Raw genomic sequence first — 24,454 nt, 5'->3', positions numbered from 1 at the left:
CCTTTGACGATTTTGGGTGGGCGGAACTGGCGGCAGATCGTGGTCTGCCTTTCACTTTTTCAACAATTCACGAATCCGTGCAATTTTTCAGCACGATGCGGGGCAGACGCTGCTTCGTGGCAGGACAGCGCATGAAAAAGGGCCGCCCCGATGCGGGACGGCCCGGATTTCGCACCTGCAGATGCGGTCAGAGCTTGTAGCTGACCGATTTCAGATCGGCGTCGGGGGCGGTTTTCTGGCTGCGCACCCGCAGCCGGTTGAGCGCACCGACATAGGCCTTGACGCTCGCCAGGATCGTATCGGTGTCCGAGGCAGAGCCGGTCACGATGCGGCCGGCTTCTTCCATCCGCACGCTGACGGTCGCCTGCGCATCGGTGCCTTCGGTGACCGCATGCACCTGATACAGCTTCAGCTTGGCCTCGGTCGGGTAGATCTGCTTGACCGCCTTGAAACAGGCGTCAACCGGACCATCGCCGCTGCACTTGGCCGATTTCTCGACCCCGTCCACCACCATCTTCAGCTCGGCTTCCTGCCCGTCGCTGCCGCAGACCACGCGCAGCCATTTCACCTGCAGATAGTCGGTGTCGGTATTGGCGGCGCTGTCGGCCATCAGCGCGATCAGATCCTCGTCATAGATTTCCTTCTTGCGGTCGGCCAGCGCCTTGAAACGCACGAAAACATCGTTCAGCTGGTTGTCGGCCATCTCGAAGCCCAGATCAGCCAGCTTGCTGCGCAGTGCCGCGCGGCCCGAATGCTTGCCCATCGCGATATTGGTTTCGGTGATGCCGATGTCGGCGGGGCGCATGATTTCAAACGTCTCGACGTTTTTCAGCACGCCATCCTGGTGGATGCCGCTTTCGTGCAGGAAGGCGTTCTTGCCGACGATCGCCTTGTTGAACTGCACCGGGAAGCCTGAGACCTGGGCGACGCGGCGGCTCAGGTTCATGATCTTCGTCGTGTCGATGCGGGTTTCAAAGGGCATCAGGTCGCGGCGCACCTTGATGGCCATCACCACCTCTTCCAGGGCGGTGTTGCCCGCGCGTTCGCCCAGCCCGTTGATCGTGCATTCGATCTGGCGCGCACCCGCGCTGACCGCGGCCAGGGCGTTGGCCGTGGCCATGCCCAGGTCGTTGTGGCAATGCGTGGCAAAGATCACCTCGTCCGCGCCCGGCACCTTTTCCAGCAGCATGCGGATGATGTCGGCGCTTTCCTCGGGCAGGGTGTAGCCCACGGTGTCGGGAATGTTGATCGTGGTGGCGCCCGCCTTGATCGCGGTTTCGACCACACGGCACAGATAGTCGCGCTCGGTGCGGATGGCATCCATCGCCGACCACTGCACGTCTTCGCACAGGTTGCGCGCATGGGTCACGGTGTCGGCGATGCGCTCGATCATCTCGTCCTGGCCGAGGTTGGTGATCCCGCGGTGCAGCGGCGAGGTGCCGATGAAGGTGTGAATCCGCGGGCGGGCGGCGAGTTTCACCGCCTCCCAGCAGCGGTCGATGTCCTTGTAATTGGCGCGCGACAGCCCGCAGATCACCGAGTTTTTCGAGCGTTTCGCGATGTCCGACACCGCCTCGAAATCGCCTTCCGAGGCAATCGGGAAGCCTGCCTCGATGATGTCGACGCCCATTTCGTCCAGCAGCTGGGCGATTTCCAGCTTCTCGTCATGGGTCATCGTGGCGCCGGGCGATTGTTCGCCGTCGCGCAGGGTGGTGTCGAAAATCAATACGCGTTGGGGGTCGGTCATGTTCTGTGCCATGGTCTGTCTCTTTGAAATGTGTCTTAGCGTCATCAGCCCCCGAAGGCCAGCATCGCGTGGGTGTCGGGGTTGGGTTGGGCGCTGGTCACCTCCGAGCGGTCGCGCCCGCAGGCACGCTCAGAGGCAGCTAAGAAGCAGCAGACCACGGATGGACAGACCGCGGGCCAAAGCCCCGGTGCGCATGGTCGAAATGTTCATCATCCGTGTCATGGCGCCGATCATATCGGTCACGCGCAAAAAGAAAAGTGCAAATCCGGCGCGCCGTGCGAAAGCCTGCGGGCGGATGCTGCCCCAGCGGCATTCGCGGAAGCCCGCCGTTCGACCTATGTTTCCCTAGGCAGCGCGGGGAGTTTGGGCTAGACTCAGCCTCAGACCCGGAAAACGGGCGTTTCGAGGCAGTAACGGCGGTATAGCCCATGACAGAAATGGTGTTTGGCACCGCACCCGTGCGGGTCGGCGAACCGATTCTTCCGCGCTGGTGGCGGACGATCGACAAATGGGCGCTTTCGTCCATTCTGATGCTTTTCGGCCTGGGCATGTTGCTTGGGCTTGCCGCCTCGGTGCCGCTGGCCGAAAAGAACGGGCTGGAGGCGTTCTATTACGTCAAGCGGCAGGCGTTCTTCGGTGTGCTGGCACTGGGGGTCGCGGGCGTGATCTCGATGATGACGCCGACGCAGGTGCGCCGCCTGGGCGTGATCGGCTTTGCCGGGGCCTTCGTGGCGATCCTGCTGCTGCCGCTGTTTGGCACCGATTTCGGCAAGGGCGCCGTGCGCTGGTTCAGCTTCGGCTTCGCCTCGGTGCAGCCGTCGGAATTCCTGAAGCCCGGGTTCGTCATCATGGCGGCCTGGATGATGGCCGCTGCGCACGAGGTGGCGGGCCCGCCCGGACGGCTTTATTCCTTCATCCTGACTGTCATCATCGTGCTGGCGCTGGCGTTGCAGCCCGACTTCGGTCAGGCCTCGCTGATCCTGTTTTCCTGGATGGTGATGTATTTCATCGCCGGGGCGCCGGTGTTCCTACTGTCGGGCATTGCCGGGCTGACCGCTGCGGGCGGTCTGCTGGCCTATAACACGTCCGAACACTTCGCGCGCCGGATCAACGGCTTCCTGTCGACCGACATCGACCCGCGCACACAGATCGGCTATGCCACCAACGCCATTCAGGAAGGCGGTTTCTTCGGGGTCGGCGTGGGCGAGGGCACGGTGAAATGGTCGCTGCCCGATGCGCATACCGATTTCATCATCGCCGTCGCGGCCGAGGAATACGGTCTGATCCTGGTTCTGGCGATCATCACGCTTTATGCGATCGTGGTCGTGCGGTCGCTGCTGCGGCTGATGCGCGAGCGTGACCCGTTCACCCGTCTGGCAGGCGCCGGGCTGGCCTGTTCGTTCGGCGTGCAGGCGCTGATCAACATGGGCGTCGCGGTGCGGCTGCTGCCCGCCAAGGGCATGACGCTGCCCTTCGTCAGCTATGGCGGCTCGTCGGTGATCGCCTCGGGTATTGCCGTCGGCATGTTGCTGGCGCTGACCCGGAGCCGTCCGCAGGGGCAGATTTCCGACATCCTGTCGCGCCGCTCTCACTAGGGAAACATCGCTATGGCCACTCTGAAATCACCGCTTCTGCTGATCGCCGCAGGCGGCACCGGCGGGCATATGTTCCCCGCACAGGCACTGGCCGAGGCGATGGTGCGTCGGGGCTGGCGGGTCAAGCTCAGCACCGATGCGCGGGGCGCGCGCTACACCGGCGGCTTTCCCCATGTGGTGAAGGTCGAGCAGGTGGCCTCGGCCACTTTTGCACGCGGCGGTGCGCTGGCCCGGCTGGCCGTGCCGTTCCGCATTGCGGGGGGCGTCTTGTCGGCGGTGATGGCGGGAATGAGCGATCGGCCCCGCGTTGTGGTGGGGTTCGGCGGTTACCCGACGATCCCGGCACTGGCCGCGGCGCAGGTGCTGCGCATTCCCTCGGCCATCCACGAACAGAACGGCATCATGGGCAAGGTCAACCGGGTCTTCGCCAAACATGTCAGCGCCTTTGCCTGCGGCACCTGGCCCACCGATCTGCCGCCCGGCGTCGAGGGCATCCATACCGGCAACCCGGTGCGCGGCGCGGTGCTGGAACGGGCGGGCGCGGCCTATATCACCCCGGGTGATTATCCGATGAGCGTGCTGGTGATCGGCGGCAGCCAGGGCGCGCGGATCCTGTCGGATGTCGTGCCTGCCGCGCTGGCGCAATTGCCCGACCATCTGCGCCAGTATCTGCGCGTGGCCCATCAGGCCCGGGAAGAGGATCTGGAGCGTGTGATCGCCGCCTATGCCGCCGCCGGGATCGACGCCGAGGTGCAGCCCTTCTTTGCCGACGTGCCGCGCCGTCTGAGCGAATGCCAGCTGGTGATCTCGCGTGCGGGGGCCAGTTCGGTTGCCGATATTTCGGTGGTCGGGCGCCCGGCAATCCTGATCCCCTATGCGGCCGCGACCGGCGATCACCAGACGGCGAATGCCCGCGGTCTAGTCGATGCGGGCGGGGCGATCATGCTGCCCGAACGCAAATGTGATGCCGCGACGCTGGCCGAACAGGTGGCGCTGGTGCTGGACAATCCGGGCGGTGCGTTGCAAATGGCGCGGGCCGCGTTGAGCTACGGGATGCCCGATGCCACCGCGCGACTGGTCGAAATTGTTGAAAATCTTGCAGGAAATCCGTCATGAGTGCTGCCGCCACGAAACTTCCGGGTGAACTCGGCCCGATCCATTTCGTCGGTATCGGCGGCATCGGCATGTCGGGCATCGCCGAGGTGCTGATGACGCAGGGCTTCCGGGTGCAGGGCTCGGATGCCAAGGCCAGCAAGATCACCGACCGGCTGGTCGAACTGGGCGCGACCGTGTTTGAAGGCCAGCGCGCCGAGAACCTGGGCGACGCGGCGGTGGTCGTGGTCTCGACCGCGATCAAGAAGGGCAACCCCGAACTGGAAGAGGCGCGCAAACGTGGCCTGCCGGTGGTGCGCCGCGCCGAGATGCTGGCCGAGTTGATGCGCCTGCGCAGCAACATCGCGATTGCGGGCACCCATGGCAAGACGACGACCACGACGATGGTCGCGACCCTGCTGGACCGCGGCAATTTCGACCCGACCGTGATCAACGGCGGCATCATCCACGCCTACGGTTCGAATGCGCGGGCCGGGGCCGGCGAATGGATGGTGGTCGAGGCGGATGAAAGCGACGGCTCGTTCAACCGGCTGCCCGCGACGATTGCCATCGTCACCAACATCGACCCCGAGCATATGGAGCACTGGGGCAGCTTCGATGCGCTGCGCAAGGGGTTTTACGATTTCGTCAGCAACATCCCGTTCTACGGTCTTGCGGTGTGCTGCACCGACCACCCCGAGGTGCAGGCGCTGGTCGGCAAGATCACCGACCGCCGTGTGGTGACCTTCGGTTTCAACGCGCAGGCCGATGTGCGCGCGCAGAACCTGACCTACACGGCGGGGGTGGCGCATTTCGACATCGCGCTGCAGGGCGAGGGCCCGGACGAAAGCGGCAAGATCGCGGTGATCGAGGGTTGCACCCTGCCGATGCCGGGCGATCACAACGTCTCGAACGCGCTGGCGGCGGTGGCCGTGGCGCGGCATCTGGGCATGAAGAAAGAAGAAATCCGCGCCGCGCTGGCGGGCTTTGGTGGCGTCAATCGGCGTTTCACCAAGGTTGGCGAGGTGCTGGGCGGGGTCTCCATCATCGACGACTACGGCCACCATCCGGTGGAAATCGCGGCGGTGCTGAAGGCCGCGCGGCAGGCCGTGGCGCCGGGCGCGCGGGTCATCGCGGTGCATCAGCCGCACCGCTATACCCGCCTGCACTCGCTGTTCGATGACTTCTGCACCTGTTTCAACGAGGCCGATGTGGTCGCCATCGCCGAAGTCTATGCCGCAGGCGAGGAGCCGATCCCGGGCGCCTCGCGCGACGATCTGGTGGCCGGGCTGATCGCCCATGGTCACCGCCACGCCCGCGCGATCCTGTGCGAGGATGACCTGTCGCGTCTGGTGCGCGAACAGGCCCGTCCGGGCGACATGGTCGTCTGCCTTGGCGCGGGCACGATTTCCACCTGGGCCAACGGCCTGCCCGCCAAGCTCGGGGGCTGAGATGGCAGAGGGCACCCTGAAGCGCCGCTTGGGGCCCGTTCTGCTGACTGCCTACGGTGTCGGCGTCATGGTGGGCGCAGGGATCTACGTTCTGGTCGGCGCGGTGGCCGCGCAGGCGGGCGTCTGGGCGCCGCTGGCCTTCGTGCTGGCCGGCCTGATCGCCGCGCCCTCGGCGCTGTCCTATGCCGAACTGTCGGTGCGCCTGCCCGAAGCGGCGGGCGAGGTCGCCTATGTCGAGGAAGGCCTGCACCGGCACGGGCTGGCGGTGGCGGTCGGGCTGGCGATCGTGCTGTCGGGGATGATTTCGGCCGCTGCGGTGCTGCGCGGCGGTGTGGGGTATCTGGGCCTGCTGGTGCCGATTGATGCGCAGGTTCTGATCGCCGGGCTGGGGCTGGTGCTGGTCGGCGTGGCGCTGATCGGGGTGCTGGAGTCGCTGGCCTTCGCCGCGGTGCTGACGCTGATCGAGGTCGTGGGTCTGGCTCTGGTGATCTGGGCGGGCTTCAGCGTGCCCCCGGTGGCCGAGTTCCTGACCCCGCCGAGCCTGCCGCTGGCCGGGGTCGCGGCGGCTGCCGCGCTGGCGTTTTTTGCCTTCATCGGGTTCGAGGACATGGTGAATATGGCCGAGGAGGTGCGCGACCCCAACCGCACGCTGCCGCGCTCGATCCTGGCGGCGCTGGCGATCACCACGGCGCTTTATCTGCTAGTGTCGATTGCCGCCGTGCGGGCGGTGCCGGTGGCGGTGCTGGCCAGTTCGGAGCGGCCGCTCGCACTGGTGTGGGAAAGCGCGGGACATGGCGCGCTCCTGCTGGCGGCGATTGCGGGGGCGGCGGCCTTGAACGGGGTTCTGGCGCAGGTCGTGATGGCGGCCCGGGTGCTTTACGGTCTGGGCAAGCGCGCGCCGCTGCTGCGGATATTCGCGCATGCGCACCCGCGCCTCGGCACGCCGGTTCTGGCGACGAGCCTGATCGGCGGGCTGACGATCTGTGCGGCGCTGCTGCTGCCCGTCGCGGCACTGGCGCAGACCACTTCGCTGGTGCTGCTGGGGGTGTTCACGCTGGTGAACCTGTCACTCGTGTTCCTTAAGCGTCGCCAGCCCGCGGCGGCGTTCCGGGTGCCGATGATTGTGCCGGTCTTCGGCACGCTGGCCTCGGCTGCCGCCTTTGGCGCCGCTGTGCTGTCTGCCGGAGGTCTGCTGTGAACGCTTCTCTGCTTGCCGCATGCCTCTGGGCGCTTGGCGCCACGCTGATCGGGATGGGCCCGACGCGCTGGCACTGGCGCGCGGCCTGGGTTCTGATCGGCACGGGGGTGCCGCTCTTGGGCTGGGTGACGCTGCAAAACGGGCCCTGGGTGGGTCTTCTGGTGCTGGCCGGCGGGATGAGTGTGCTGCGTTGGCCCCTTATTTTCTTGCTGCGCCGCCTGCGGGGGCATGGCCGGGACACGCATTAACCATCGTTAATATCTTCTTGCGCTGCGGTGCAGCATTGATAGTCTGGCGCAAAGGAGGACTCGATGCGGTTCTCAGTGCGGCACCTGATGCAATACGACTATTCCGCGCCCGTCGAACTGGGCGCGCATCGCCTGCGGTTGACCCCGCGTGTGGGCGCAGGCGTTCTGCACGGCCATGAGCTGACGGTGACCCCGGCGCCGACAAGCCGTTGCGATCTGACCGACGATTTCGGGAACCAGCTGATCGCGCTGGAGTTCGCGGGCGAAATCACCCGGTTCTGCGTGGAAAGCCGCTTTACCCTCGACACCTGCGCCCCGGTGCCACCGCCTGCCGATCTGCCGCCCTTGCCCTGGGATGCGACATCCGCCGCGCAGGCCGCCTATCTGCGCGATCCCGTCCCCGATCCCACGGTGCAGGCCTTTGCCGCGGCGCTGGCCGACGAGGCGGGGGGCGATGCGCTGGTGTTTCTGGACCTGCTCAACCGGCAGCTTTTCACCCGCACCGATCGGCAGATCCGGCTGGAGGGCGATGCGCAGACCCCGGCCGAGACGCTGGCCTCGGCGCGCGGGGCCTGCCGCGATCTGGCGGTTCTGTTCATCGCGGCGGCGCGGGCGCAGGGTATCCCCGCGCGCTTCGTTTCGGGCTATCAGGCCCATGCCGAAAGCGTCGATGGCCAGCGCCATCTGCATGCCTGGGTCGAGGTCTGGCTGGGGCAGGGGTGGCACGGGTTCGACCCGACCCATGGTCTGGCGGTGGGCGAGGGGCATGTGGCGCTGTGCGCGGCCCCCGATCAGGCCGGGACGATGCCGCTGGAAGGCGGGTTTTGGGGGGCGAATGTCCGCACCCTGTTGCGTTATACCGTCGAGATCGAGACCGACGGCTGAGTCCCGCCGGGCCGCGCCGCCATCCGCGCCCGGGCCTTGCCCGGATTGGCGGCTTTGGCTAAGGACGACCCATGCAGAACCTCGCTTACACCCCCCGTGGCACGCTGACCCCGAACCGCCCGCTGGCCGATCTGACCTGGCTGCGCGTCGGGGGCCCGGCCGACTGGCTGTTTCAGCCCGCCGATGCGGCCGATCTGGCCGCGTTTCTGGCGGCGCTGCCCGCCGATGTGGCGGTGTTTCCGATGGGCGTGGGGTCGAACCTGATCGTGCGCGATGGCGGGTTGCACGCGGTGGTGATCCGGCTTGGTCGCGGCTTCAACGGGATCGAGGTGCAGGGCGACACGGTGGTGGCGGGGGCTGCGGCGCTGGATGCGCATGTCGCCCGCCGCGCGGCCGAGGCCGGGCGCGACCTGACCTTCCTGCGCACCATTCCGGGCAGCATCGGGGGCGCGGTGCGGATGAATGCGGGCTGCTATGGCAGCTATGTCGCCGATCACCTGATCTCGGTCACGGCGATCCTGCGCGATGGCACGCAGGTCGAGCTGGGGCCTGAAGACCTGCAGTTTTCCTATCGCTCCAGCCGCCTGCCCGACGGTGCGGTGCTGATTTTCGCCACTTTCCGGGCTGCCGAGGGAGACCCGGCGACGCTGGCCGCGCGGATGGACGACCAGATCGCCAAACGCGATGCGAGCCAGCCGACGAAGGAGCGTTCGGCAGGGTCTACCTTCCGCAATCCCTCGGGCGCGTCGTCGACCGGGCGGCCGGATGATGTGCATGATCTCAAGGCCTGGAAGGTGATCGACAACGCCGGCATGCGCGGTGCGCGGCTGGGCGGCGCGCAGATGAGCGAGATGCATTCCAACTTCCTGATCAATGCCGGTGGGGCCACGGCACAAGATCTAGAGGATCTGGGGGAGTTGGTGCGCAAAAAGGTTTTGCAGACGCAGGGAATTTCGTTAGAGTGGGAAATCATGCGCATCGGTGAATTTGGCGCCGCGCGCAACCAGGGCGAATAAGCAACATTCCACGGGGCCAACCCCGGGAGAGGCGAAAGTGGCGGGTATGTCGAGCAGGGCAACCCACCGTGTAGCGGTTTTGATGGGTGGCACCTCGGCGGAACGTGAGGTGTCTCTGTCCACTGGGCGCGAATGCGCCGAAGCGCTGCGGGTGGCAGGTTTCGAGGTTATTGAGATCGACGCGGGCAGCGATCTGCCGGCGCGGCTTGCCGAAGCCAAAGCGGATTGTGTTTTCAATGCCTTGCATGGCCGCTGGGGCGAAGATGGCTGCGTGCAGGGCCTGCTGGAATGGCTGCGCATTCCCTATACCCATTCGGGGGTGCTGGCCTCGGCGCTGGCGATGGACAAGAGCCGTTCGAAAGAGGTGTATCGCGCGGCGGGTCTGCCTGTCGTCGAAAGCCGTCTGGCCGGCAAGGCCGAGGTGATGGCGGGTCATGTCCTGCCCGCGCCCTATGTGGTCAAGCCGAACAACGAAGGTTCCTCGGTCGGCGTCTATATCGTGACCGATGGCGCCAATGCGCCGCCGCAGCTGTCCGACCAGATGCCCGATGTGGTGATGGTCGAAACCTACGCCCCGGGGCGCGAACTGACCTGTTCGGTGATGGGCGACCGTGCGCTCTGCGTGACCGAGATCGTGACCTCGGGCTGGTATGACTACGCGGCGAAATACAACGTCGGCGGGTCCAGCCATGTCTGCCCCGCGGAACTGCCGCCGGAAATCACCGCGGCCTGTCTGGACTATGCCCTGCGTGCCCATCGCGCGCTGGGGTGCCGCGGGTTGTCGCGCACCGATTTCCGGTGGGACGACACGCGCGGGCTGGATGGGTTGGTCCTGCTGGAAACCAACACCCAGCCGGGGATGACGCCCACGTCGCTGTCGCCCGAGCAGGCGGGCAAGATGGGCCTGTCCTTCCCCGAGCTGTGCGCCTGGATCGTGGAGGATGCCTCTTGCGACCGCTGAGCGCCGAACCCCGCTATCTGCACCCCGGACAACGCCAGACGCTGGTGCAGCCGCGCGCGGGCGGTTTGCGCCGCGATCCGGCGCCCTCTCGCCTGGCCTTCCGGTTGCAACGTCTGTGGCTGACGCCCTTTGTGCGGGCGTTCACGCGGATCGGCGTGCCGGTCTTCGTGGTGGTGCTGGGCCTGGGGCTGTGGCTGGGCGACGAAGGGCGCCGGGCCGACCTGATCCAGCACTATCAGGATGCAAAGACCGCGGTGCAGAACCGCCCTGAATTCATGGTCAGCCTGCTGAAAATCGAGGGCGCCTCGCCCGAGGTCGATGCGGCAATCCGGGCGATGCTGCCGGTGCGCCTGCCTGCGTCGAGCTTCACGATCGACCTCAAGGACTATCGGACGATGATTTCGCGGCTCGATGCGGTGGCGGATGTCAGCCTGGTGATCCGCCCCGGCGGGATGCTGGAGGCGCAGGTGACCGAACGGGTGCCGGCCGTGCTGTGGCGCACCGGAACCGGGATCGAGATGCTGGATGCCAACGGGCATCGTGTCGCGACCCTGCTGGCGCGCGAGGCGCGGGCCGATCTGCCGCTGATCGCGGGCGAGGGCGCCGAAAAGGCCGTGCCCGAGGCGCTGGAAATTTTGGCCGCCGCCGGGCCGATCCTGCCGCGCGCGCGCGGTCTGGTGCGCGTGGGCGCACGGCGTTGGGATCTGGTGCTGGACCGTAACCAGCGCATCCTGCTGCCCGAGGCAAACCCGGTGCGTGCGGTCGAACGCACGCTTGCGCTTGATGCTGCTGAAGACCTTCTTGACCGCGATTTCACCCATCTCGATCTGCGCAATCAGGACCGCCCGACGATCCGCCTGTCAGAGCACGCGCTTGATGCGTTGCAGGCGGCTGCGGGGCAGACGACCAAAGTAAAGGCTGGCCAATGACCGATCTTTATCAGGCCCAACGGGCGATGCGGAACATGCGCAAGGCTGCGATGCAGCGCGGTGTGATTGCGCTGCTGGACATCGGCACCTCGAAGATCGCCTGCCTTGTGCTGCGCTTCGATGGCGGCGAGGCGCTGGCCGACGAAAACGTGGGTCCGCTGGCCGGGCAATCGGCGTTCCGGGTGATCGGTGCGGCGACCACCCGTTCGCGCGGGGTGCGCTTTGGCGAAATCGACGCCATGGCCGAGACCGAGCGCGCCATTCGCACCGCGGTGCAGGCGGCGCAGAAGATGGCCAACACCCGCGTCGATCACGTCATTGCCTGTTTTGCCGGGGCCGAACCGCGGTCCTATGGGCTGGATGGCGAAGTCGATGTGCAGGGCAACCATGTCGACGAACAGGACGTGGCGCGCGTTCTGGCCAGCTGCGACATGCCCGCCGTGGGGCAGGGGCGCGAGGTGCTGCATGCCCATCCGGTGAACTTTGCGCTTGATCATCGCTCGGGTCTGGGCGATCCGCGCGGCCATGTCGGCAAGCGGCTGGCGGTGGATATGCACCTGCTGACGGTCGAGGCGGCGGCGATCCAGAACCTGGTCTACTGCATCCGGCGCTGCGATCTGGAACTCGCCGGGATCGCGAGTTCGGCCTATGTCTCGGGGATTTCCAGCCTGGTCGAGGACGAGCAGGAGCTGGGCGCGGCCTGTATCGACATGGGCGGCGGCGCGACGGGCGTGTCGGTCTTTATGAAAAAGCATATGATCTTTGCCGATGCGGTGCGGCTGGGCGGCGATCACGTCACCCGCGACATCGCGGCCGGGCTGCAGGTGCCGATGGCCGTGGCCGAGCGGATCAAGACCTTCCACGGCGGCGTGCATGCCACCGGCATGGATGACCGCGAGATGATCGAGCTGTCGGGCAACTCCGGCGACTGGGAGAAAGACCGCCGTCAGGTCAGCCGCGCCGAGCTGATCGGGATCATGCGTCCGCGGGTCGAGGAAATTCTGGAAGATGTGCGCGGGCTGCTGGATGCGGCCGGGTTCGAACATCTGCCCAGCCAGCAGATCGTGCTGACCGGCGGCGCCAGCCAGATCCCGGGGCTGGATGGTCTGGCGGCGCGGATTTTGGGGCAGAACGTGCGCCTTGGGCGACCGCTGCGCGTGCAGGGCCTGCCGCAGGCCGCGACCGGGGCGGGCTTTGCCAGCGTGGTTGGCTTGGCGCTGTTTGCGGCCCATCCGCAGGATGAATGGTGGGATTTCGAGATCCCGGCCGAACGGCTGGGTGGGCGGTCGTTCAAACGGGCGGTCCGCTGGTTCCGCGACAATTGGTGAACGCTAGGGCTGAGCACTGCCCGATTCGTTTCCACCAGATGATGGCGCGTGCGCGAAATACCGCTGACGGCGGTAACCCCATCGCCATATTTTGTGTGAGACCTGTGTTTTTTAGGTGACGTTGCGCCGATTCACGTCTAAAATTGGTCTAATTTCGGGGTATTCGGCCGGGACAGGGCCGTTAAAAAACACAGGCGGAAACCAATGACCTTGAATCTGATGATGTCGGATCACGAAGAGCTCAAGCCGCGGATCACCGTGTTCGGCGTTGGCGGGGCTGGCGGGAACGCGGTCAACAACATGATCGAACAGGCGCTGGAAGGCGTCGAATTCGTCGTGGCGAACACCGATGCGCAGGCGCTGCAGCAGTCGAAATCGCAGGCCCGCATCCAGATGGGCATCAAGGTCACCGAAGGTCTGGGCGCGGGGGCACGCCCTGCGGTTGGCGCCGCCGCCGCCGAGGAAACCATCGAAGAGATCGTCGACCATCTGGCGGGCGCGCATATGTGCTTCATCACCGCCGGCATGGGCGGTGGCACCGGCACCGGCGCCGCCCCGATCATCGCGCAGGCCGCGCGTGAGCTGGGCGTTCTGACCGTCGGCGTCGTGACCAAGCCGTTCCAGTTCGAAGGCTCGAAACGGATGCGTCAGGCCGATGAGGGCATCGAGGCGCTGCAAAAGGTCGTCGACACGCTGATCATCATTCCGAACCAGAATCTGTTCCGCCTGGCGAATGAAAAGACCACCTTCACCGAAGCCTTCGCGATGGCCGATGACGTGCTTTATCAGGGCGTGAAGGGGATTTCGGACCTGATGGTGCGCCCGGGGCTGATCAACCTCGACTTCGCGGATGTCCGCTCGGTAATGGACGAGATGGGCAAGGCGATGATGGGCACGGGCGACGCCACCGGCGAAGACCGCGCCGTGCAGGCCGCCGAGAAAGCCATCGCCAACCCGCTGCTGGACGAAATCAGCCTGCGGGGCGCCAAGGGCGTGCTGATCAACATCACCGGCGGCTACGATCTGACCCTGTTCGAGTTGGACGAGGCCGCGAACCGGATCCGCGAAGAGGTCGACCCGGACGCCAATATTATCGTCGGCTCGACGCTGGACCCGAACATGGAGGGCATGATGCGCGTGTCGGTCGTGGCGACCGGGATTGATGCCGCCCCCGCCGTGGCCGAAGTGCCGGTGCCGCGCCGCTCGCTGGCCGAGCCGCTGAAACCCGCGGCCGAGGCCCCCAAACCCGCGCTGAACGTGACCTCGGCGCAGCCGGTGATGGCGCAGCCGCAGCCCGCTGCTCCGCAACCGTCGGTGCAGCCGCAGGCCGCCGCGCAACCGGCCCCGGCCGAGCGCAGCCTGTTCGACGCGCCCGCGCCGCAGCCTGCCTATCAGGCGCCGGTGCAGCAGGCCGCCGATGACCTTCCGCCGCCGGCCTATCAGCCGCGCCCCGCGGCGCGCGATGTGCATGTCGATGAAGAGGCCGGGGCCTTCGTGGCGCCGCGTCCGCGCGCGCCCGGCACCCCCTCGCCCGAGGCTCTGGCCCGGTTGCAGGCGGCGGTGAACAAGGCGCCTGCCGCTGCGCAACAGCCGCGCCCGGCGATGGCCGCACAGCGCCCGGCCGCACCGCAGCCGCAGCCCGAAAAGCCGCGCTTCGGCATCAACTCGCTGATCAACCGGATGACCGGCCATGCCGAATCCGCGGGCCACGCCCCTGCGGCCGCACAATCGCGCGCTGCCGCGCCGCAGCATCAGGTCTATGAAGACGAGGCGGATGCCGATCAGGATCGGATCGAGATTCCTGCTTTCCTGCGTCGTCAGGCGAACTGAGCGGTTCACAAAAGCACTTCGAAGGGCTGGGGAAACCCGGCCCTTTTTTATTTGTTTTCAATACTTTCGGCGCGGTTCGGCGGGGATTTGCCGCGGCGCGGGGCTTTTGTTTCAGTCCGTTACAAAGAGTGAGTTGTGATGCGCGCAGCGCTTGCCTAACTGATGCTGCGGACCCACCATGATCCCGAAATGGTTAACAACGCGTTACCAAAACCGGGATCGGGCAGGGGCCGTGCAAAGAAAGGGTATGGGCGTGCAAACGACTCTTGGATCTTCGGTAACCTTCGACGGCGTGGGCCTGCATTCCGGCGCCCCGGTGCGCATGACCGTTCATCCCGCCCCGACCGACCACGGCATTGTCTTCCGTCGCACTGACGTGAAGGGCATGAACCCGCGTATCCCGGCGCTGTGGGACCATGTGACCCCGTCCAAGCTGTGCACCCTGATCGAGAATGCCGATGGTGTCTCGGTCTCGACCATCGAACATATCATGGCCGCGCTGACCGGCGTTGGCATTCACAATGCGCTGATCGAAATCGACGGTCCCGAAGTGCCGATCCTCGATGGTTCGTCGGCGCCTTTCGTGCGCGGCATGCGTGCGGCGGGCCTGCGCACCCTGGGGGGGGCGCTGCGCGCGATCCGCGTGCTCAAGCCCGTCGAGGTGCGCGAGGGCGAGGCGGTGGCGCGTCTGGAACCGGCCTCCGCGCTGGAAATCGACTTCGCCATCGACTTCACCGACGCCGCCATCGGCAAGCAGGAAAAACGCCTGAACATGGCCAACGGCGCCTTCGTGCGCGAGTTGATGGACAGCCGCACCTTCTGCCGCCAGGCGGATGTGGATTACATGCGCGCCAATGGCTTGGCCTTGGGGGGCACCTATGAGAATGCCGTCGTAGTCGATGGTGACAAGGTGCTGTCGCCCGGTGGCCTGCGCCACGCCGACGAGGCGGTGCGCCACAAGATGCTGGACGCGCTGGGGGATCTGGCCCTGGCTGGCGCGCCGATTCTGGGCCGTTACACCGGCAACCGCGCGGGGCACGCGATGACCAACCGTCTGTTGCGCGCGCTTTTCGCCGATGGCAGCGCCTGGGAATGGGAAGCCTGCACCCCGGCGCAGGCCTATCGCCTGCCGGGCGCGGGCGTGTGCCGCCCAGCGGTGGCGGCCCGCTGAGGCCAGCGGCAGATATTAACCCGGTTCAAAGCAGCGAAAGGCGTTTTGCGCCCCGGATTTTTCTGTGCTAGGACGGGCGAAGCAGCCGCCCGTGGGGCGGAACGGACCTTGCACCGGGCACGGAAGCTTGGGCAGAATTTGGATAGGGCAGGGCATGGCGCGCGGCAGATCAGCGGCTTTAGGGCTCGGAAGTCTTTTGCTGGTGGCGACTCTCGCAGCCTGCAGTGGTGGCGGCAAGAAAGAGCCGCCGCTGGAGAATTTCACCGCCGAAGAGATTTACAAGCGCGGCGAATACGAGCTTGAAGTGGGTAATCCCCGCAGGCCCGATCAGGCGCTGTATTACTTCTCGGAAGTCGAGCGGCTGTATCCCTATTCGGAATGGGCCAAGCGCGCGCTGATCATGGAAGCCTTCGCCCAGCACAAGGCCAAGGATTACGAATCCGCCCGCGCCTCGGCGCAACGCTTCATCGACACCTACCCGGGCGACGAAGATGCGGCCTACGCGAAATACCTGCTGGCGCTCAGCTATTACGACCAGATCGACGAAGTCGGTCGCGATCAGGGCCTGACCTTCCAGGCGCTGCAGGCGCTGCGCGACGTGATCGAACAATATCCCGACAGCGACTATGCGCGCTCGGCCATGTTGAAATTCGATCTGGCCTTCGACCACTTGGCGGCGAAGGAAATGGAAATCGGGCGGTATTACCTGAAACAGGGTCACTACAGCGCCGCGATCAACCGCTTCCGGGTGGTGGTGGAGCAGTTCCAGACCACGGCGCACACGCCCGAGGCGCTGATGCGGCTGACCGAGGCTTATCTGGCGCTTGGCATCACCGACGAGGCGCAGACGGCCGCGGCGATTCTGGGGCACAACTTCCAGTCCTCGCCCTTCTATGACGATGCCTATCAGCTGCTGAAAAAGCAGGGGCTGAAGCCGGAATCGAAGGGTGACAGCTGGTTGTCGAAAATCTACCGTCAGGTGATCAAGGGCGAGTGGCTCTAAGCGGGGCCATCGCCCACGGGATCGGACGCCATGCTGCGCACGCTTGAAATCCGCGATATGCTGATCATCGAGCGGCTGGACCTGGAGTTCCAGCCGGGTCTGAACGTGCTGACCGGCGAAACCGGGGCGGGCAAGTCGATCCTGCTGGATTGTCTGGGCTTCGTTCTGGGCTGGCGTGGGCGGGCCGAACTGGTCCGGCGCGGCGCCGATCAGGGCGAGGTCACCGCGGTCTTCGATCTGCCCGCCGGTCACCCCGCGCATGCGCTGCTGGCCGAGGCCGGGCTGCCCGGCGGGGCCGAGCTGATCCTGCGGCGCACCAATGCCGCGGACGGGCGCAAGACCGCCTGGATCAACGACCGCCGCGCCTCGGGCGAGGTGCTGCGCGCGCTTTCGGCCACGCTGGTTGAATTGCATGGCCAGCAGGACGACGGCGGGCTGCTGAATGCACGCGGTCACCGGGCGCTGCTGGATGCCTTCGCCGATCATCCCGCGCTGCTGGAGGCCACGCGCAGCGCCTGGACGGCGCGGGCGGTCGCGCTGAAGGAACTGGCGACGGCGCGCGCGGCGCTGGATGCGGTGAAAAGCGAAGAAGAATTTCTGCGTCATGCGGTGGGCGAACTGGACGCCCTCGATCCCAAGCCCGGCGAGGAGGCCTCGCTTGATGCCGAGCGCCGCCTGATGCAGGGGGCCGAACGCATTCGCAGCGATGTGGCGCGGGCGTTGCAGGCACTTGGCCCCGAAGGCGCCGAAGGCGCGATGCGCGATGCCGACCGCTGGCTGCAGGGCGCGGCCGACCGGGCCGAGGGCCGTCTGGACGCGCCCCTGACCGCGCTGGAGCGGGCCCTCATCGAACTGGGCGAGGCGGCGCAAGGGGTCGAGACGGCGCTTGAGGCCCTCAGTTTCGATCCGCGCGCGCTGGAGGCCTGCGAAGAGCGGTTGTTCGCAATTCGCGCGCTAGCGCGCAAACATGGCGTGCTGCCCGATGATCTGGGCGCCTTTGCCGAAGGGCTGCGGACGCGGCTGGCCGCGCTGGATGCGGGCGAGGGGAATATCGCGGCGCTGCGCACAGAGCTTGCGCACGCCGAGGCCGCCTTTGCCGCGGCTGCGGGCGCGCTCAGCGCGGCGCGGCAGGCGGCGGCGGGGCGGCTCGATATTGCGATGGCGGCGGAACTGGCGCCGCTGAAAATGGAACGTGCGGTCTTCGCCACCCAGATCACGGCCGGGGAGGCGGGGCCCGAAGGCGTCGATGCCGTGGCCTTCACCGTCGCCACCAACCCCGGCGCACCGGCCGGGCCGCTGAACAAGATCGCCTCGGGCGGGGAGCTGTCGCGCTTCTTGCTGGCGCTGAAGGTGGTGCTGGCACGCGGCGCCGATGCACTGGTGCTGATCTTCGACGAAATCGACCGCGGCGTGGGCGGGGCCACCGCAGATGCCGTCGGTCGCCGTCTGGCACGCTTGGCCACTGGCGCGCAGGTGCTGGTCGTGACCCACAGCCCGCAGGTAGCGGCCCGGGGCGGGCATCATTTCCGTGTGCAGAAATCGGTGAGCGAGGGCATGACCACCTCTGAAGTCGTGGCCCTGGGCGCGACCGAACGGCGCGATGAAATCGCCCGGATGATTTCGGGCGCCGAGGTCACCGCCGCCGCCCGCGCCGCCGCTGACGAATTGCTGGCGGGCTGAGGCGGCAACGGTCCTGCGGTCAGGATCAGATCGCCGAGGCCAGACACATTGTCTGCGTGCGCATCAAAACCCGGTTGGCCAGAACGTTCACCGCAACGATCTTGCCGCCGATGTCGTTGTTCAGCGCCTGCTTGGCAAAGATCATCTCGATGGCCTCTTCGGGCTTGTCGAAGCGGATATCAAAGCCGCCAGCCTCGGTGTCAATGATCGCCCCGGTGATCTTGGGCGGCACATCCAGCATCAGCTCACCGACCAGCGGGGCCTTGTAGCTCAGATAGCAATGGGTGCTGTCGATCGAAAGGTTGGTGAACACCCCGTCCTGCCCCAGCAGAACCTCTCCCCGGCGGCAGGGGTCGTCGGGGCTGTCGAACAGGGCCAGCACTTCGGCATGCGGGATGCTGGCGTCCTGCGCGTGAGCGTTGAACAGGGCCCGGAAGGCGGCGATCCGGGTCTTGTAATCGGGGCGCGACACGCTGGCGTTCAGATACAGGCAGTTCTCGGTTTCCGCGCCGATCTTGCATTCTGTCCGGCAATCCAGCTCGGTCGTGACCGGCGGTGGCGTCACGTTCAGGCGGGTCGTGCGGACCTCGCCGAAAATCATATCGGACAGGTCCGAGCAGCCGACCAGCGCCAGGGCCATCACCCCGACCGTTCCCGCAAATCCCTTGTTCATGCGCATTCCTTCAATGATGCCGATACCAATCGCCGCTTTTCCAGATCTCCTCGCCGATACCTTCCTTGATCAGGCAGGCGATGCTTTTCTTCAGGGGGCGCAGGCTGATCGCCGCTTCGAGTTGCAGCGTCTTGCCCCCCAATGTCTTGAGCACCATCTCCGAACCGGTGATATTCGCCGCAATCGGCGCGGGCAGCGCATCATAGGTTTCGTCGATGTTGAACAGATCCTTTTCCAGAGTGACGTTCAGGAACAACGGCAGCCGGTAGCCGGCCACCAGCCGCATCGTCATCACCGGCTTGCCCGCGACCTCGCGCAGGGCGAAATCGGGCACGATGTCGATATGCAACGGCTGGGTCCGGGTCGCGATGGTGGCCGATCCGACCCCGGTGCAGACCCGTTCCTCATAGGTGAAATGACTGGTGATGACCCATTTGTCGTCATAGGTCGTGATCGCGGCATCGTTGTTGTAATGCAGCCGGTCGCAGCCCGAGCTTTCCATGAGCTTCAGCAGCTGATTGACCGAGGACACGATGTCCACCACGCTGGCGCGCATCTCGATCCGGGTCTCCGCCGTGCCTTCTGCGGTCAGCGGGTTATAGATCTCTACCTTCAGCCGGGGTCTGAACTGGGCGCTGCCGGCGCTGTTGGACATGGTGATATCCGAACGCCGCCCATAAAAGGAAAATCCGCCGCAGGTGCCGTAACCGGGGTCCTCCCAAGGTTCGACGCGCGAGGATGCCCCGGCCAGCCCGGGCAAACAGGCGGCAAGCAACAGTGCAATGAAGCGGCGAGTTGGAATTTTCATGGCCAGCACGCAACCTGAAATCATCGACGGGCCTGATCGAGCCTAGCGGCAAATGGCCGTTGAAGCGACGAAAAATCGGCCCGACCGCGTCTTTGACCTGACCGCGTGCGGGTTTTGGACGAAATTCAATCGGTTGCAGGGCATGCGGGCACCCCGGAAAGGGGGACGCCTTTTCACTTTGGCCAAAATATCCCGGGGGAGGGCGCAGCCCGGGGGCAGAGCCCCTAGGCCTCGACCACGAATTGCGCCGCGACGATCTGCCAGCCCGTCGGGCTCAGCGCCAGCGTAGCGCAGAACACCGCGCCGATCCGCCCCGCGTCCGAGCCGTCGGCATGCACGATCCCCGTCAGCACGAAGCGTTGCAGCAGCACGCAGGCCTCGGCCCCGATCGGGCGGATCCGGGTTTTCCCGGTGACCAGCCGGGCACGCGCGAAGGCGCCGGCCAATTCTCCCGCCAGCACTTCGGCGATTTCGGTGCGGCCCTCGGCCACGCCGCCGGTGAGGCTCAGGAAATCGGCATCCTCCGCGAAAAAGGCGGCCAGCGCGCGGGCGTCATGCGCGCCCCAGGCGACGGCAAAGGCACGGGGCAGATCGGCGGGGGTGGCCAGGCTCATGCGTCGTCTCCGGGTTGCGGCACCAGTTTGCCGGGATTGAGGATGCCCTGCGGATCGAGCGCGGCCTTGATCGCGCCCATCACCTGCCAGCCTTGCCCGTGTTCCGCGGCCATCAGCCCGCGCTTGCCCAGCCCGATCCCGTGTTCGCCGGTAATCGTGCCGCCCATCGCCAGCGCGCGTTCGGCCATCTTGCCCGCCACCCGCTTGGCGCGTTTGAATTCGTCGGGGTCATTGCGATCCAGCAGCAGGATCGCGTGGAAATTGCCGTCGCCGACATGGCCCAGGATCGGCCCGGTCAGCCCCTCGGCGGCGATGTCGGCGCGGGTCTGCGCCACCGCCTCGGCCAGGCGCGAGATCGGCACGCAGATGTCGGTCACCAGACCCATGCAGCCCGGGCGCGCAGCCAGACACGAGGTATAGGCGGCATGGCGCATCTTCCACAGCCGGTTTCGGTCCTCGGTGCTGGTGGCCCACTGGAAATCGGCGCCGCCCATTTCGGCCACCACCTCTCCGAACCGGCGGCTGTCTTCGGCCACGCCCGCCTCCGATCCGTGAAACTCGATCAGCAGATGCGGTTTTTCGGGCATATGGGCGTCATTTGCAGCGTTGAAGACGCGCGCGACCGCCTCGTCGACGAATTCGATCCGGGCCATCGGAATGCCCATCTGGATCGTCAGCTGAACGGTCTCGACCGCGGCTTCCAACGTGTCGAAGGCGCAGACGGCGGAACTCACCGCTTCGGGCTGGCCATGCAGGCGCAGCGTCAGTTCGGTGATGATGCCCAGCGTCCCTTCCGAGCCGATCATCAGCGCGGTCAGGTCATAGCCACTGGCCGATTTCGCCGCGCGCGATCCGGTGCGGATGATCCGGCCATCGGCCAGCACCACCTCCAGCGCTGCGACATTATCACGCATCGAGCCATAGCGCACCGTTGTGGTGCCCGAGGCGCGGGTCGCGGCCATGCCGCCCAGGCTTGCATTCGCGCCCGGATCTACCGGAAAGAACAGCCCCGTGGCGCGCAGATCGTGGTTCAGCGCCTCGCGCGTGACGCCGGGCTGCACCACCGCCAGACGGTCCTCGGCCAGCACGTCAAGCACCGCATTCATCCGGCTGGTGTTCAGGCACAGCCCGCCCTGCGCGGCCAGCGCGTGCCCTTCCAGCGACGTGCCCGTGCCCCAGGCCACCAAGGGCATTTGATGCGCCGCACAAATCCTGACGATTGCGCTGACCTCGGCCGTCGTCTCGGGCCAGGCCACCGCATCGGGGGGCGTCGGCGCGAACCAGGTTTCGGACTGGCCGTGCAGGTCGCGTTCAGCCTGGGTGCGGCTCAGCCGCGGGCCGAGCAGGGTGGCAAGTTCGGCAAGCGCCTGTTCGTGGGCCATCGTCGTCTCCATCGCTTTGCCCAAGTCTTAGGCGCTTGTCGCGGCAGGGAAAAGAGGCTGGCCAAATTCAGGCAACTTGTTGCTAATCAAGGTTGCATAGGGCCATGTGGTTTATGGAGCCTTCACGGAACGGTGCCATAGAGGGGCGCTGAACCGTGCAACCTAAGGAGTATACAGATGATTTTCGAAAACCGGATGTGGGAGGAGCTGCAACCGGGAATGAGTGCAGAGCTGAAAAGACTGTGCACCGCCGACGATTTCTATGTTTTCGCCGCCGCTTCGGGCAACCATAACCCGGTTCACCTGGAAGCAGAGGATGGCGACGGTGATGGCGTGCGGGAGGCCGTCGCCCCGGGGATGTTCGTGGCCTCGCTGATCACTGCCGTTCTGGGCAATGTCTTGCCGGGTCCGGGCACGCTCTATCGTGCGCAAAGCCTGAAGTTCCACGCCCGTGCCAAAGCGGGCGAAGAGATTTGCGCCCGTGTCACGGTGACCGAAAAACTGCCCGACAACGTGGTGCGGCTGTCGGCCGAGGTGCGGCGCGTGGGGGATGATGCGCTGATCGTCGAGGGCAGCGCCGAGGTCGAGGCGCCCAAGCGCCACATGCGCTTTGACGCGCTGGAGGTGCCCGGGCTGATCTCGCAGCGGCACCGCCATTTCGAAATGCTGCTGGAACAGGCCGAGAAACTGCCCGCGCTGAGCACTGCGGTGGTCTGCCCCGAGGCCGATCACGCGCTGGACGGGGCGCTGGTCGCCGCCGAACACGGGATCATCACGCCGATCCTGATCGGCGATCCCGGCAAGATTGCGCAGGCGGCCAAGGATGTCGGCAAATCGCTGGAAGGCTACGAACTGCTGCCCGCGATGAGCGGCCGCGAGGCCGCGCGTCTTGCCGTGGATCTGGTCAATCAGGGCCGGGCGCAGGCGATCATGAAGGGCCATCTGCACACCGACGATCTGCTCAAGCCGATGCTCGACAAGCAAACCGGGCTGCGGATCGGACGCCGTTTCACCCATATCTTCGTGATGGACGTGCCCGGTGTCAGCCATCCGCTGCTGGTGACCGATGCCGCGATCAACATCGCGCCCGATCTGGAAACCAAGATGGACATCGTGCAAAACGCGATCGACCTTGCGATCTCGATCGGCATCGCGGTGCCCAAGGTCGGCGTGCTGTCGGCGGTGGAAACCGTGAACCCGGCGATCCCCTCGTCGATCGATGCGGCGCTGCTGTCGAAAATGGCCGAGCGCGGCCAGATCAAGGGCGGTGTCGTCGACGGCCCGCTGGCGATGGATAACGCGGTCGATATTGGCGCCGCGCGCACCAAGGGCCTGCGCGGTGAGGTTGCGGGCCATGCCGAGGTTCTGGTGGTGCCCGGGATCGACGCGGGCAACATGCTGGCCAAGCAGCTGGCCTATATCAGCCACGCCGAAGGCGCGGGTCTGGTGCTGGGCGCCAAGGTGCCGGTGATCCTGAACTCGCGCTCCGACAGTTCGATGGCGCGTCTTGCCTCGGCGGCGGTGGCGGCGATCCACCATAACCGGGTGAACGGGGGCAAGGCATGACCCGCGCGATTCTGACGCTGAATTCGGGCAGCTCCTCGCTCAAGCTGGGGCTGTTCGGGGAAGACCTGGAAACCCTGGCCATGGGGCACGTCGACCGGATCGGCCGGCGCGAAGCGGCGATGAAGATTCGCGATGCCGCCGGGCGCGACCTGCCGATGCCGGAAACCGCGCCGGCGGCCTTCGCCACCAATGGTGCGGCGCTGAAAACCGCGCTCGAGGTGTTCGAGGCCGATTTCCCGGGCCTCGAGGTGGTGGCGGTCGGGCACCGGGTGGTGCATGGGGGCGTCAAGCACGCGGCCCCCGTGCGGCTGACCGAGGCGCTGATGAAGGAACTCGCACAGCTGGCCCCCTTCGCCCCGCTGCACCAGCCGCACAACCTGGCGGGCGTGCGCGCCGCGGTCGATGCCTTCCCGGGCGTGCCGAACATCGCCTGTTTCGACACGGCGTTTCACCGCAACCACCCGTTCGTGAACGACACCTTCGCCCTGCCGCGCAGCTATTACGAGAAAGGCGTGCGGCGCTATGGTTTCCACGGGCTGAGCTATGACTACATCGCGGGCGAGCTGGCCGCCAGCGATCCGGCGCTGCACGCAGGCCGGGTGGTGGTGGCGCATCTGGGGTCGGGCGCGTCGATGTGCGGGCTGCGTGGCGGGCAGTCGATTGCCTCTTCGATGGGGTTCTCGGCGCTCGACGGCTTGCCGATGGGCACCCGCACCGGGCAACTCGATCCCGGTGTCCTGCTCTATCTAATGGATCAGGAAGGCATGTCGAGCCATGACATCACCGAACTTCTGTACAAGAAGTCCGGACTTTTGGGGATGTCGGGCGTGTCCAACGACATGCGCACGCTGGAGCAATCCGACAATCCGCATGCGGCCGAGGCGATTGATTACTTCACCTTTCGTATCCGGCGGGAACTCGGCGCGCTGGCGGCGGCATTGGGGGGGCTGGATGCGCTGGTCTTCTGCGGTGGCATCGGGGAAAACTCGGCGACGATCCGCGCCCGCGTCTGCGAGGGCATGGAGTGGATCGGCATCGCCGTGGATGATGCGAAGAACGCCGCCCATGCCCGCCACATCGGTGCAGGCAAGGTCGAGGTGATGGTGATTCCGACCAATGAGGAAATCGTCATCGCGCGCGCGGCCAAGGCGTTTCTGGACGCCTGAGGGCGCGCGACTGACCTGTGCGGGTGTCTCCGGCGGGGATATTTGAGCCAGCGAGAAATCACAGTCTCTCTGGCCAAATATCCCCCGCGGAGCGTCCGTCCTCTCCGCGGG

At 66.2% G+C, this 24,454-nt stretch carries 21 protein-coding genes; 16 read left to right on the top strand and 5 right to left on the bottom strand.

Going from position 1 to position 24,454, the window contains the following annotated elements; genetic code table 11:
- Positions 1 to 187: 187 nt before the first annotated feature.
- On the bottom strand, positions 188 to 1,747 hold the full coding sequence (locus tag P2G62_RS07145) for a 2-isopropylmalate synthase (protein WP_275734387.1): 1,560 nt from the start codon (positions 1,745 to 1,747) through the stop codon (positions 188 to 190).
- Between the two features lie 428 nt (positions 1,748 to 2,175).
- On the opposite strand from P2G62_RS07145, the gene P2G62_RS07140 reads away from it, so the two are divergent.
- The 14 genes from P2G62_RS07140 (at position 2,176) to recN (ending at position 18,134) form a co-directional block, all read left to right on the top strand.
- The gene (locus P2G62_RS07140) at positions 2,176 to 3,342 is read left to right on the top strand and encodes a putative peptidoglycan glycosyltransferase FtsW (RefSeq protein WP_275734191.1); all 1,167 of its coding nucleotides are present in this window, start codon (positions 2,176 to 2,178) and stop codon (positions 3,340 to 3,342) included.
- Positions 3,343 to 3,363: 21 nt separating this feature from the next.
- Entirely contained in the window at positions 3,364 to 4,458 is a 1,095-nt protein-coding gene (locus P2G62_RS07135) for a UDP-N-acetylglucosamine--N-acetylmuramyl-(pentapeptide) pyrophosphoryl-undecaprenol N-acetylglucosamine transferase (RefSeq protein ID WP_275734386.1), read from the top strand.
- Complete coding sequence (gene murC / locus P2G62_RS07130; protein ID WP_275734190.1) at positions 4,455 to 5,885, top strand: UDP-N-acetylmuramate--L-alanine ligase; 1,431 nt, start codon at positions 4,455 to 4,457, stop codon at positions 5,883 to 5,885. The genes P2G62_RS07135 and murC overlap by 4 nt, the downstream gene beginning before the upstream one ends.
- A gap of 1 nt (position 5,886) precedes the next feature.
- Positions 5,887 to 7,083 carry an APC family permease gene (locus P2G62_RS07125; RefSeq protein WP_275734189.1) on the top strand — a complete coding sequence of 399 codons (1,197 nt, stop codon included), beginning with the start codon at positions 5,887 to 5,889 and terminating at the stop codon, positions 7,081 to 7,083.
- A complete protein-coding gene (locus P2G62_RS07120; RefSeq protein ID WP_275734188.1) occupies positions 7,080 to 7,331 on the top strand; it encodes a DUF2484 family protein in 252 nt (83 codons plus the stop codon). Before P2G62_RS07125 ends, P2G62_RS07120 begins: the two co-directional genes overlap by 4 nt.
- Positions 7,332 to 7,394: 63 nt before the next feature.
- A complete protein-coding gene (locus P2G62_RS07115) occupies positions 7,395 to 8,216 on the top strand; it encodes a transglutaminase family protein (protein WP_275734187.1) in 822 nt (273 codons plus the stop codon).
- Between the two features lie 71 nt (positions 8,217 to 8,287).
- Entirely contained in the window at positions 8,288 to 9,232 is a 945-nt protein-coding gene (gene murB, locus P2G62_RS07110; RefSeq protein ID WP_275734186.1) for a UDP-N-acetylmuramate dehydrogenase, read from the top strand.
- A 46-nt stretch (positions 9,233 to 9,278) separates the two neighbouring features.
- Positions 9,279 to 10,193: a D-alanine--D-alanine ligase gene (locus tag P2G62_RS07105; protein ID WP_275734185.1), complete on the top strand. Its 915-nt coding sequence runs from the start codon at positions 9,279 to 9,281 to the stop codon at positions 10,191 to 10,193.
- Positions 10,181 to 11,122, top strand: coding sequence for a cell division protein FtsQ/DivIB (locus P2G62_RS07100; protein WP_275734184.1), 942 nt, complete (start codon positions 10,181 to 10,183; stop codon positions 11,120 to 11,122). Before P2G62_RS07105 ends, P2G62_RS07100 begins: the two co-directional genes overlap by 13 nt.
- Positions 11,119 to 12,450: a cell division protein FtsA gene (gene ftsA / locus P2G62_RS07095; protein ID WP_275734183.1), complete on the top strand. Its 1,332-nt coding sequence runs from the start codon at positions 11,119 to 11,121 to the stop codon at positions 12,448 to 12,450. The genes P2G62_RS07100 and ftsA overlap by 4 nt, the downstream gene beginning before the upstream one ends.
- 204 nt (positions 12,451 to 12,654) lie before the next feature.
- Complete coding sequence (gene ftsZ, locus P2G62_RS07090; protein WP_275734182.1) at positions 12,655 to 14,280, top strand: cell division protein FtsZ; 1,626 nt, start codon at positions 12,655 to 12,657, stop codon at positions 14,278 to 14,280.
- A gap of 253 nt (positions 14,281 to 14,533) precedes the next feature.
- A complete protein-coding gene (gene lpxC, locus P2G62_RS07085; protein ID WP_275734181.1) occupies positions 14,534 to 15,451 on the top strand; it encodes a UDP-3-O-acyl-N-acetylglucosamine deacetylase in 918 nt (305 codons plus the stop codon).
- Positions 15,452 to 15,605: 154 nt separating this feature from the next.
- The gene (locus P2G62_RS07080; protein ID WP_275734180.1) at positions 15,606 to 16,454 is read left to right on the top strand and encodes an outer membrane protein assembly factor BamD; all 849 of its coding nucleotides are present in this window, start codon (positions 15,606 to 15,608) and stop codon (positions 16,452 to 16,454) included.
- A 30-nt stretch (positions 16,455 to 16,484) separates the two neighbouring features.
- Positions 16,485 to 18,134: a DNA repair protein RecN gene (recN, locus tag P2G62_RS07075; protein WP_275734179.1), complete on the top strand. Its 1,650-nt coding sequence runs from the start codon at positions 16,485 to 16,487 to the stop codon at positions 18,132 to 18,134.
- Positions 18,135 to 18,159: 25 nt separating this feature from the next.
- On the opposite strand, the gene P2G62_RS07070 is transcribed toward recN, so the two are convergent.
- The 4 genes from P2G62_RS07070 to P2G62_RS07055 form a co-directional block, all read right to left on the bottom strand.
- Positions 18,160 to 18,807, bottom strand: a complete 648-nt coding sequence (locus tag P2G62_RS07070) for a hypothetical protein (RefSeq protein ID WP_275734178.1) — start codon at positions 18,805 to 18,807, stop codon at positions 18,160 to 18,162.
- A 10-nt stretch (positions 18,808 to 18,817) separates the two neighbouring features.
- Positions 18,818 to 19,462 (bottom strand): hypothetical protein, encoded by a 645-nt coding sequence (locus tag P2G62_RS07065; protein WP_275734177.1) that lies wholly within the window; start codon positions 19,460 to 19,462, stop codon positions 18,818 to 18,820.
- 377 nt (positions 19,463 to 19,839) lie between these two features.
- Positions 19,840 to 20,229: an SgcJ/EcaC family oxidoreductase gene (locus tag P2G62_RS07060; RefSeq protein WP_275734176.1), complete on the bottom strand. Its 390-nt coding sequence runs from the start codon at positions 20,227 to 20,229 to the stop codon at positions 19,840 to 19,842.
- On the bottom strand, positions 20,226 to 21,611 hold the full coding sequence (locus P2G62_RS07055) for an FAD-linked oxidase C-terminal domain-containing protein (RefSeq protein ID WP_275734175.1): 1,386 nt from the start codon (positions 21,609 to 21,611) through the stop codon (positions 20,226 to 20,228). Before P2G62_RS07055 ends, P2G62_RS07060 begins: the two co-directional genes overlap by 4 nt.
- 177 nt (positions 21,612 to 21,788) lie before the next feature.
- Between P2G62_RS07055 and P2G62_RS07050 the strand changes: the two genes are divergently transcribed.
- A complete protein-coding gene (locus P2G62_RS07050) occupies positions 21,789 to 23,177 on the top strand; it encodes a bifunctional enoyl-CoA hydratase/phosphate acetyltransferase (protein ID WP_275734174.1) in 1,389 nt (462 codons plus the stop codon).
- On the top strand, positions 23,174 to 24,343 hold the full coding sequence (locus tag P2G62_RS07045; protein ID WP_275734173.1) for an acetate/propionate family kinase: 1,170 nt from the start codon (positions 23,174 to 23,176) through the stop codon (positions 24,341 to 24,343). Before P2G62_RS07050 ends, P2G62_RS07045 begins: the two co-directional genes overlap by 4 nt.
- The last annotated feature ends 111 nt before the right edge of the window (positions 24,344 to 24,454 follow it).

This window comes from Paenirhodobacter sp. CAU 1674 (genome assembly GCF_029222945.1).
GTDB lineage: Bacteria > Pseudomonadota > Alphaproteobacteria > Rhodobacterales > Rhodobacteraceae > Rhodobacter.
The sequence above is the reverse complement of the archived record's forward strand: the minus strand, read 5'-3'. Positions and strand labels throughout refer to the sequence as shown.

What these genes read in the sequence shown, in the direction of transcription:
- P2G62_RS07145 (WP_275734387.1), bottom strand. Translation starts at nt 1,747, where the DNA reads ATGACCGACCCCCAACGCGTATTGATTTTCGACACCACCCTGCGCGAC.
- P2G62_RS07140 (WP_275734191.1), top strand. Translation starts at nt 2,176, where the DNA reads ATGACAGAAATGGTGTTTGGCACCGCACCCGTGCGGGTCGGCGAACCG.
- murC (WP_275734190.1), top strand. Translation starts at nt 4,455, where the DNA reads ATGAGTGCTGCCGCCACGAAACTTCCGGGTGAACTCGGCCCGATCCAT.
- P2G62_RS07125 (WP_275734189.1), top strand. Translation starts at nt 5,887, where the DNA reads ATGGCAGAGGGCACCCTGAAGCGCCGCTTGGGGCCCGTTCTGCTGACT.
- P2G62_RS07115 (WP_275734187.1), top strand. Translation starts at nt 7,395, where the DNA reads ATGCGGTTCTCAGTGCGGCACCTGATGCAATACGACTATTCCGCGCCC.
- murB (WP_275734186.1), top strand. Translation starts at nt 8,288, where the DNA reads ATGCAGAACCTCGCTTACACCCCCCGTGGCACGCTGACCCCGAACCGC.
- P2G62_RS07105 (WP_275734185.1), top strand. Translation starts at nt 9,279, where the DNA reads ATGTCGAGCAGGGCAACCCACCGTGTAGCGGTTTTGATGGGTGGCACC.
- ftsA (WP_275734183.1), top strand. Translation starts at nt 11,119, where the DNA reads ATGACCGATCTTTATCAGGCCCAACGGGCGATGCGGAACATGCGCAAG.
- ftsZ (WP_275734182.1), top strand. Translation starts at nt 12,655, where the DNA reads ATGACCTTGAATCTGATGATGTCGGATCACGAAGAGCTCAAGCCGCGG.
- P2G62_RS07080 (WP_275734180.1), top strand. Translation starts at nt 15,606, where the DNA reads ATGGCGCGCGGCAGATCAGCGGCTTTAGGGCTCGGAAGTCTTTTGCTG.
- recN (WP_275734179.1), top strand. Translation starts at nt 16,485, where the DNA reads ATGCTGCGCACGCTTGAAATCCGCGATATGCTGATCATCGAGCGGCTG.
- P2G62_RS07070 (WP_275734178.1), bottom strand. Translation starts at nt 18,807, where the DNA reads ATGAACAAGGGATTTGCGGGAACGGTCGGGGTGATGGCCCTGGCGCTG.
- P2G62_RS07065 (WP_275734177.1), bottom strand. Translation starts at nt 19,462, where the DNA reads ATGTCCAACAGCGCCGGCAGCGCCCAGTTCAGACCCCGGCTGAAGGTA.
- P2G62_RS07060 (WP_275734176.1), bottom strand. Translation starts at nt 20,229, where the DNA reads ATGAGCCTGGCCACCCCCGCCGATCTGCCCCGTGCCTTTGCCGTCGCC.
- P2G62_RS07055 (WP_275734175.1), bottom strand. Translation starts at nt 21,611, where the DNA reads ATGGCCCACGAACAGGCGCTTGCCGAACTTGCCACCCTGCTCGGCCCG.
- P2G62_RS07050 (WP_275734174.1), top strand. Translation starts at nt 21,789, where the DNA reads ATGATTTTCGAAAACCGGATGTGGGAGGAGCTGCAACCGGGAATGAGT.
- P2G62_RS07045 (WP_275734173.1), top strand. Translation starts at nt 23,174, where the DNA reads ATGACCCGCGCGATTCTGACGCTGAATTCGGGCAGCTCCTCGCTCAAG.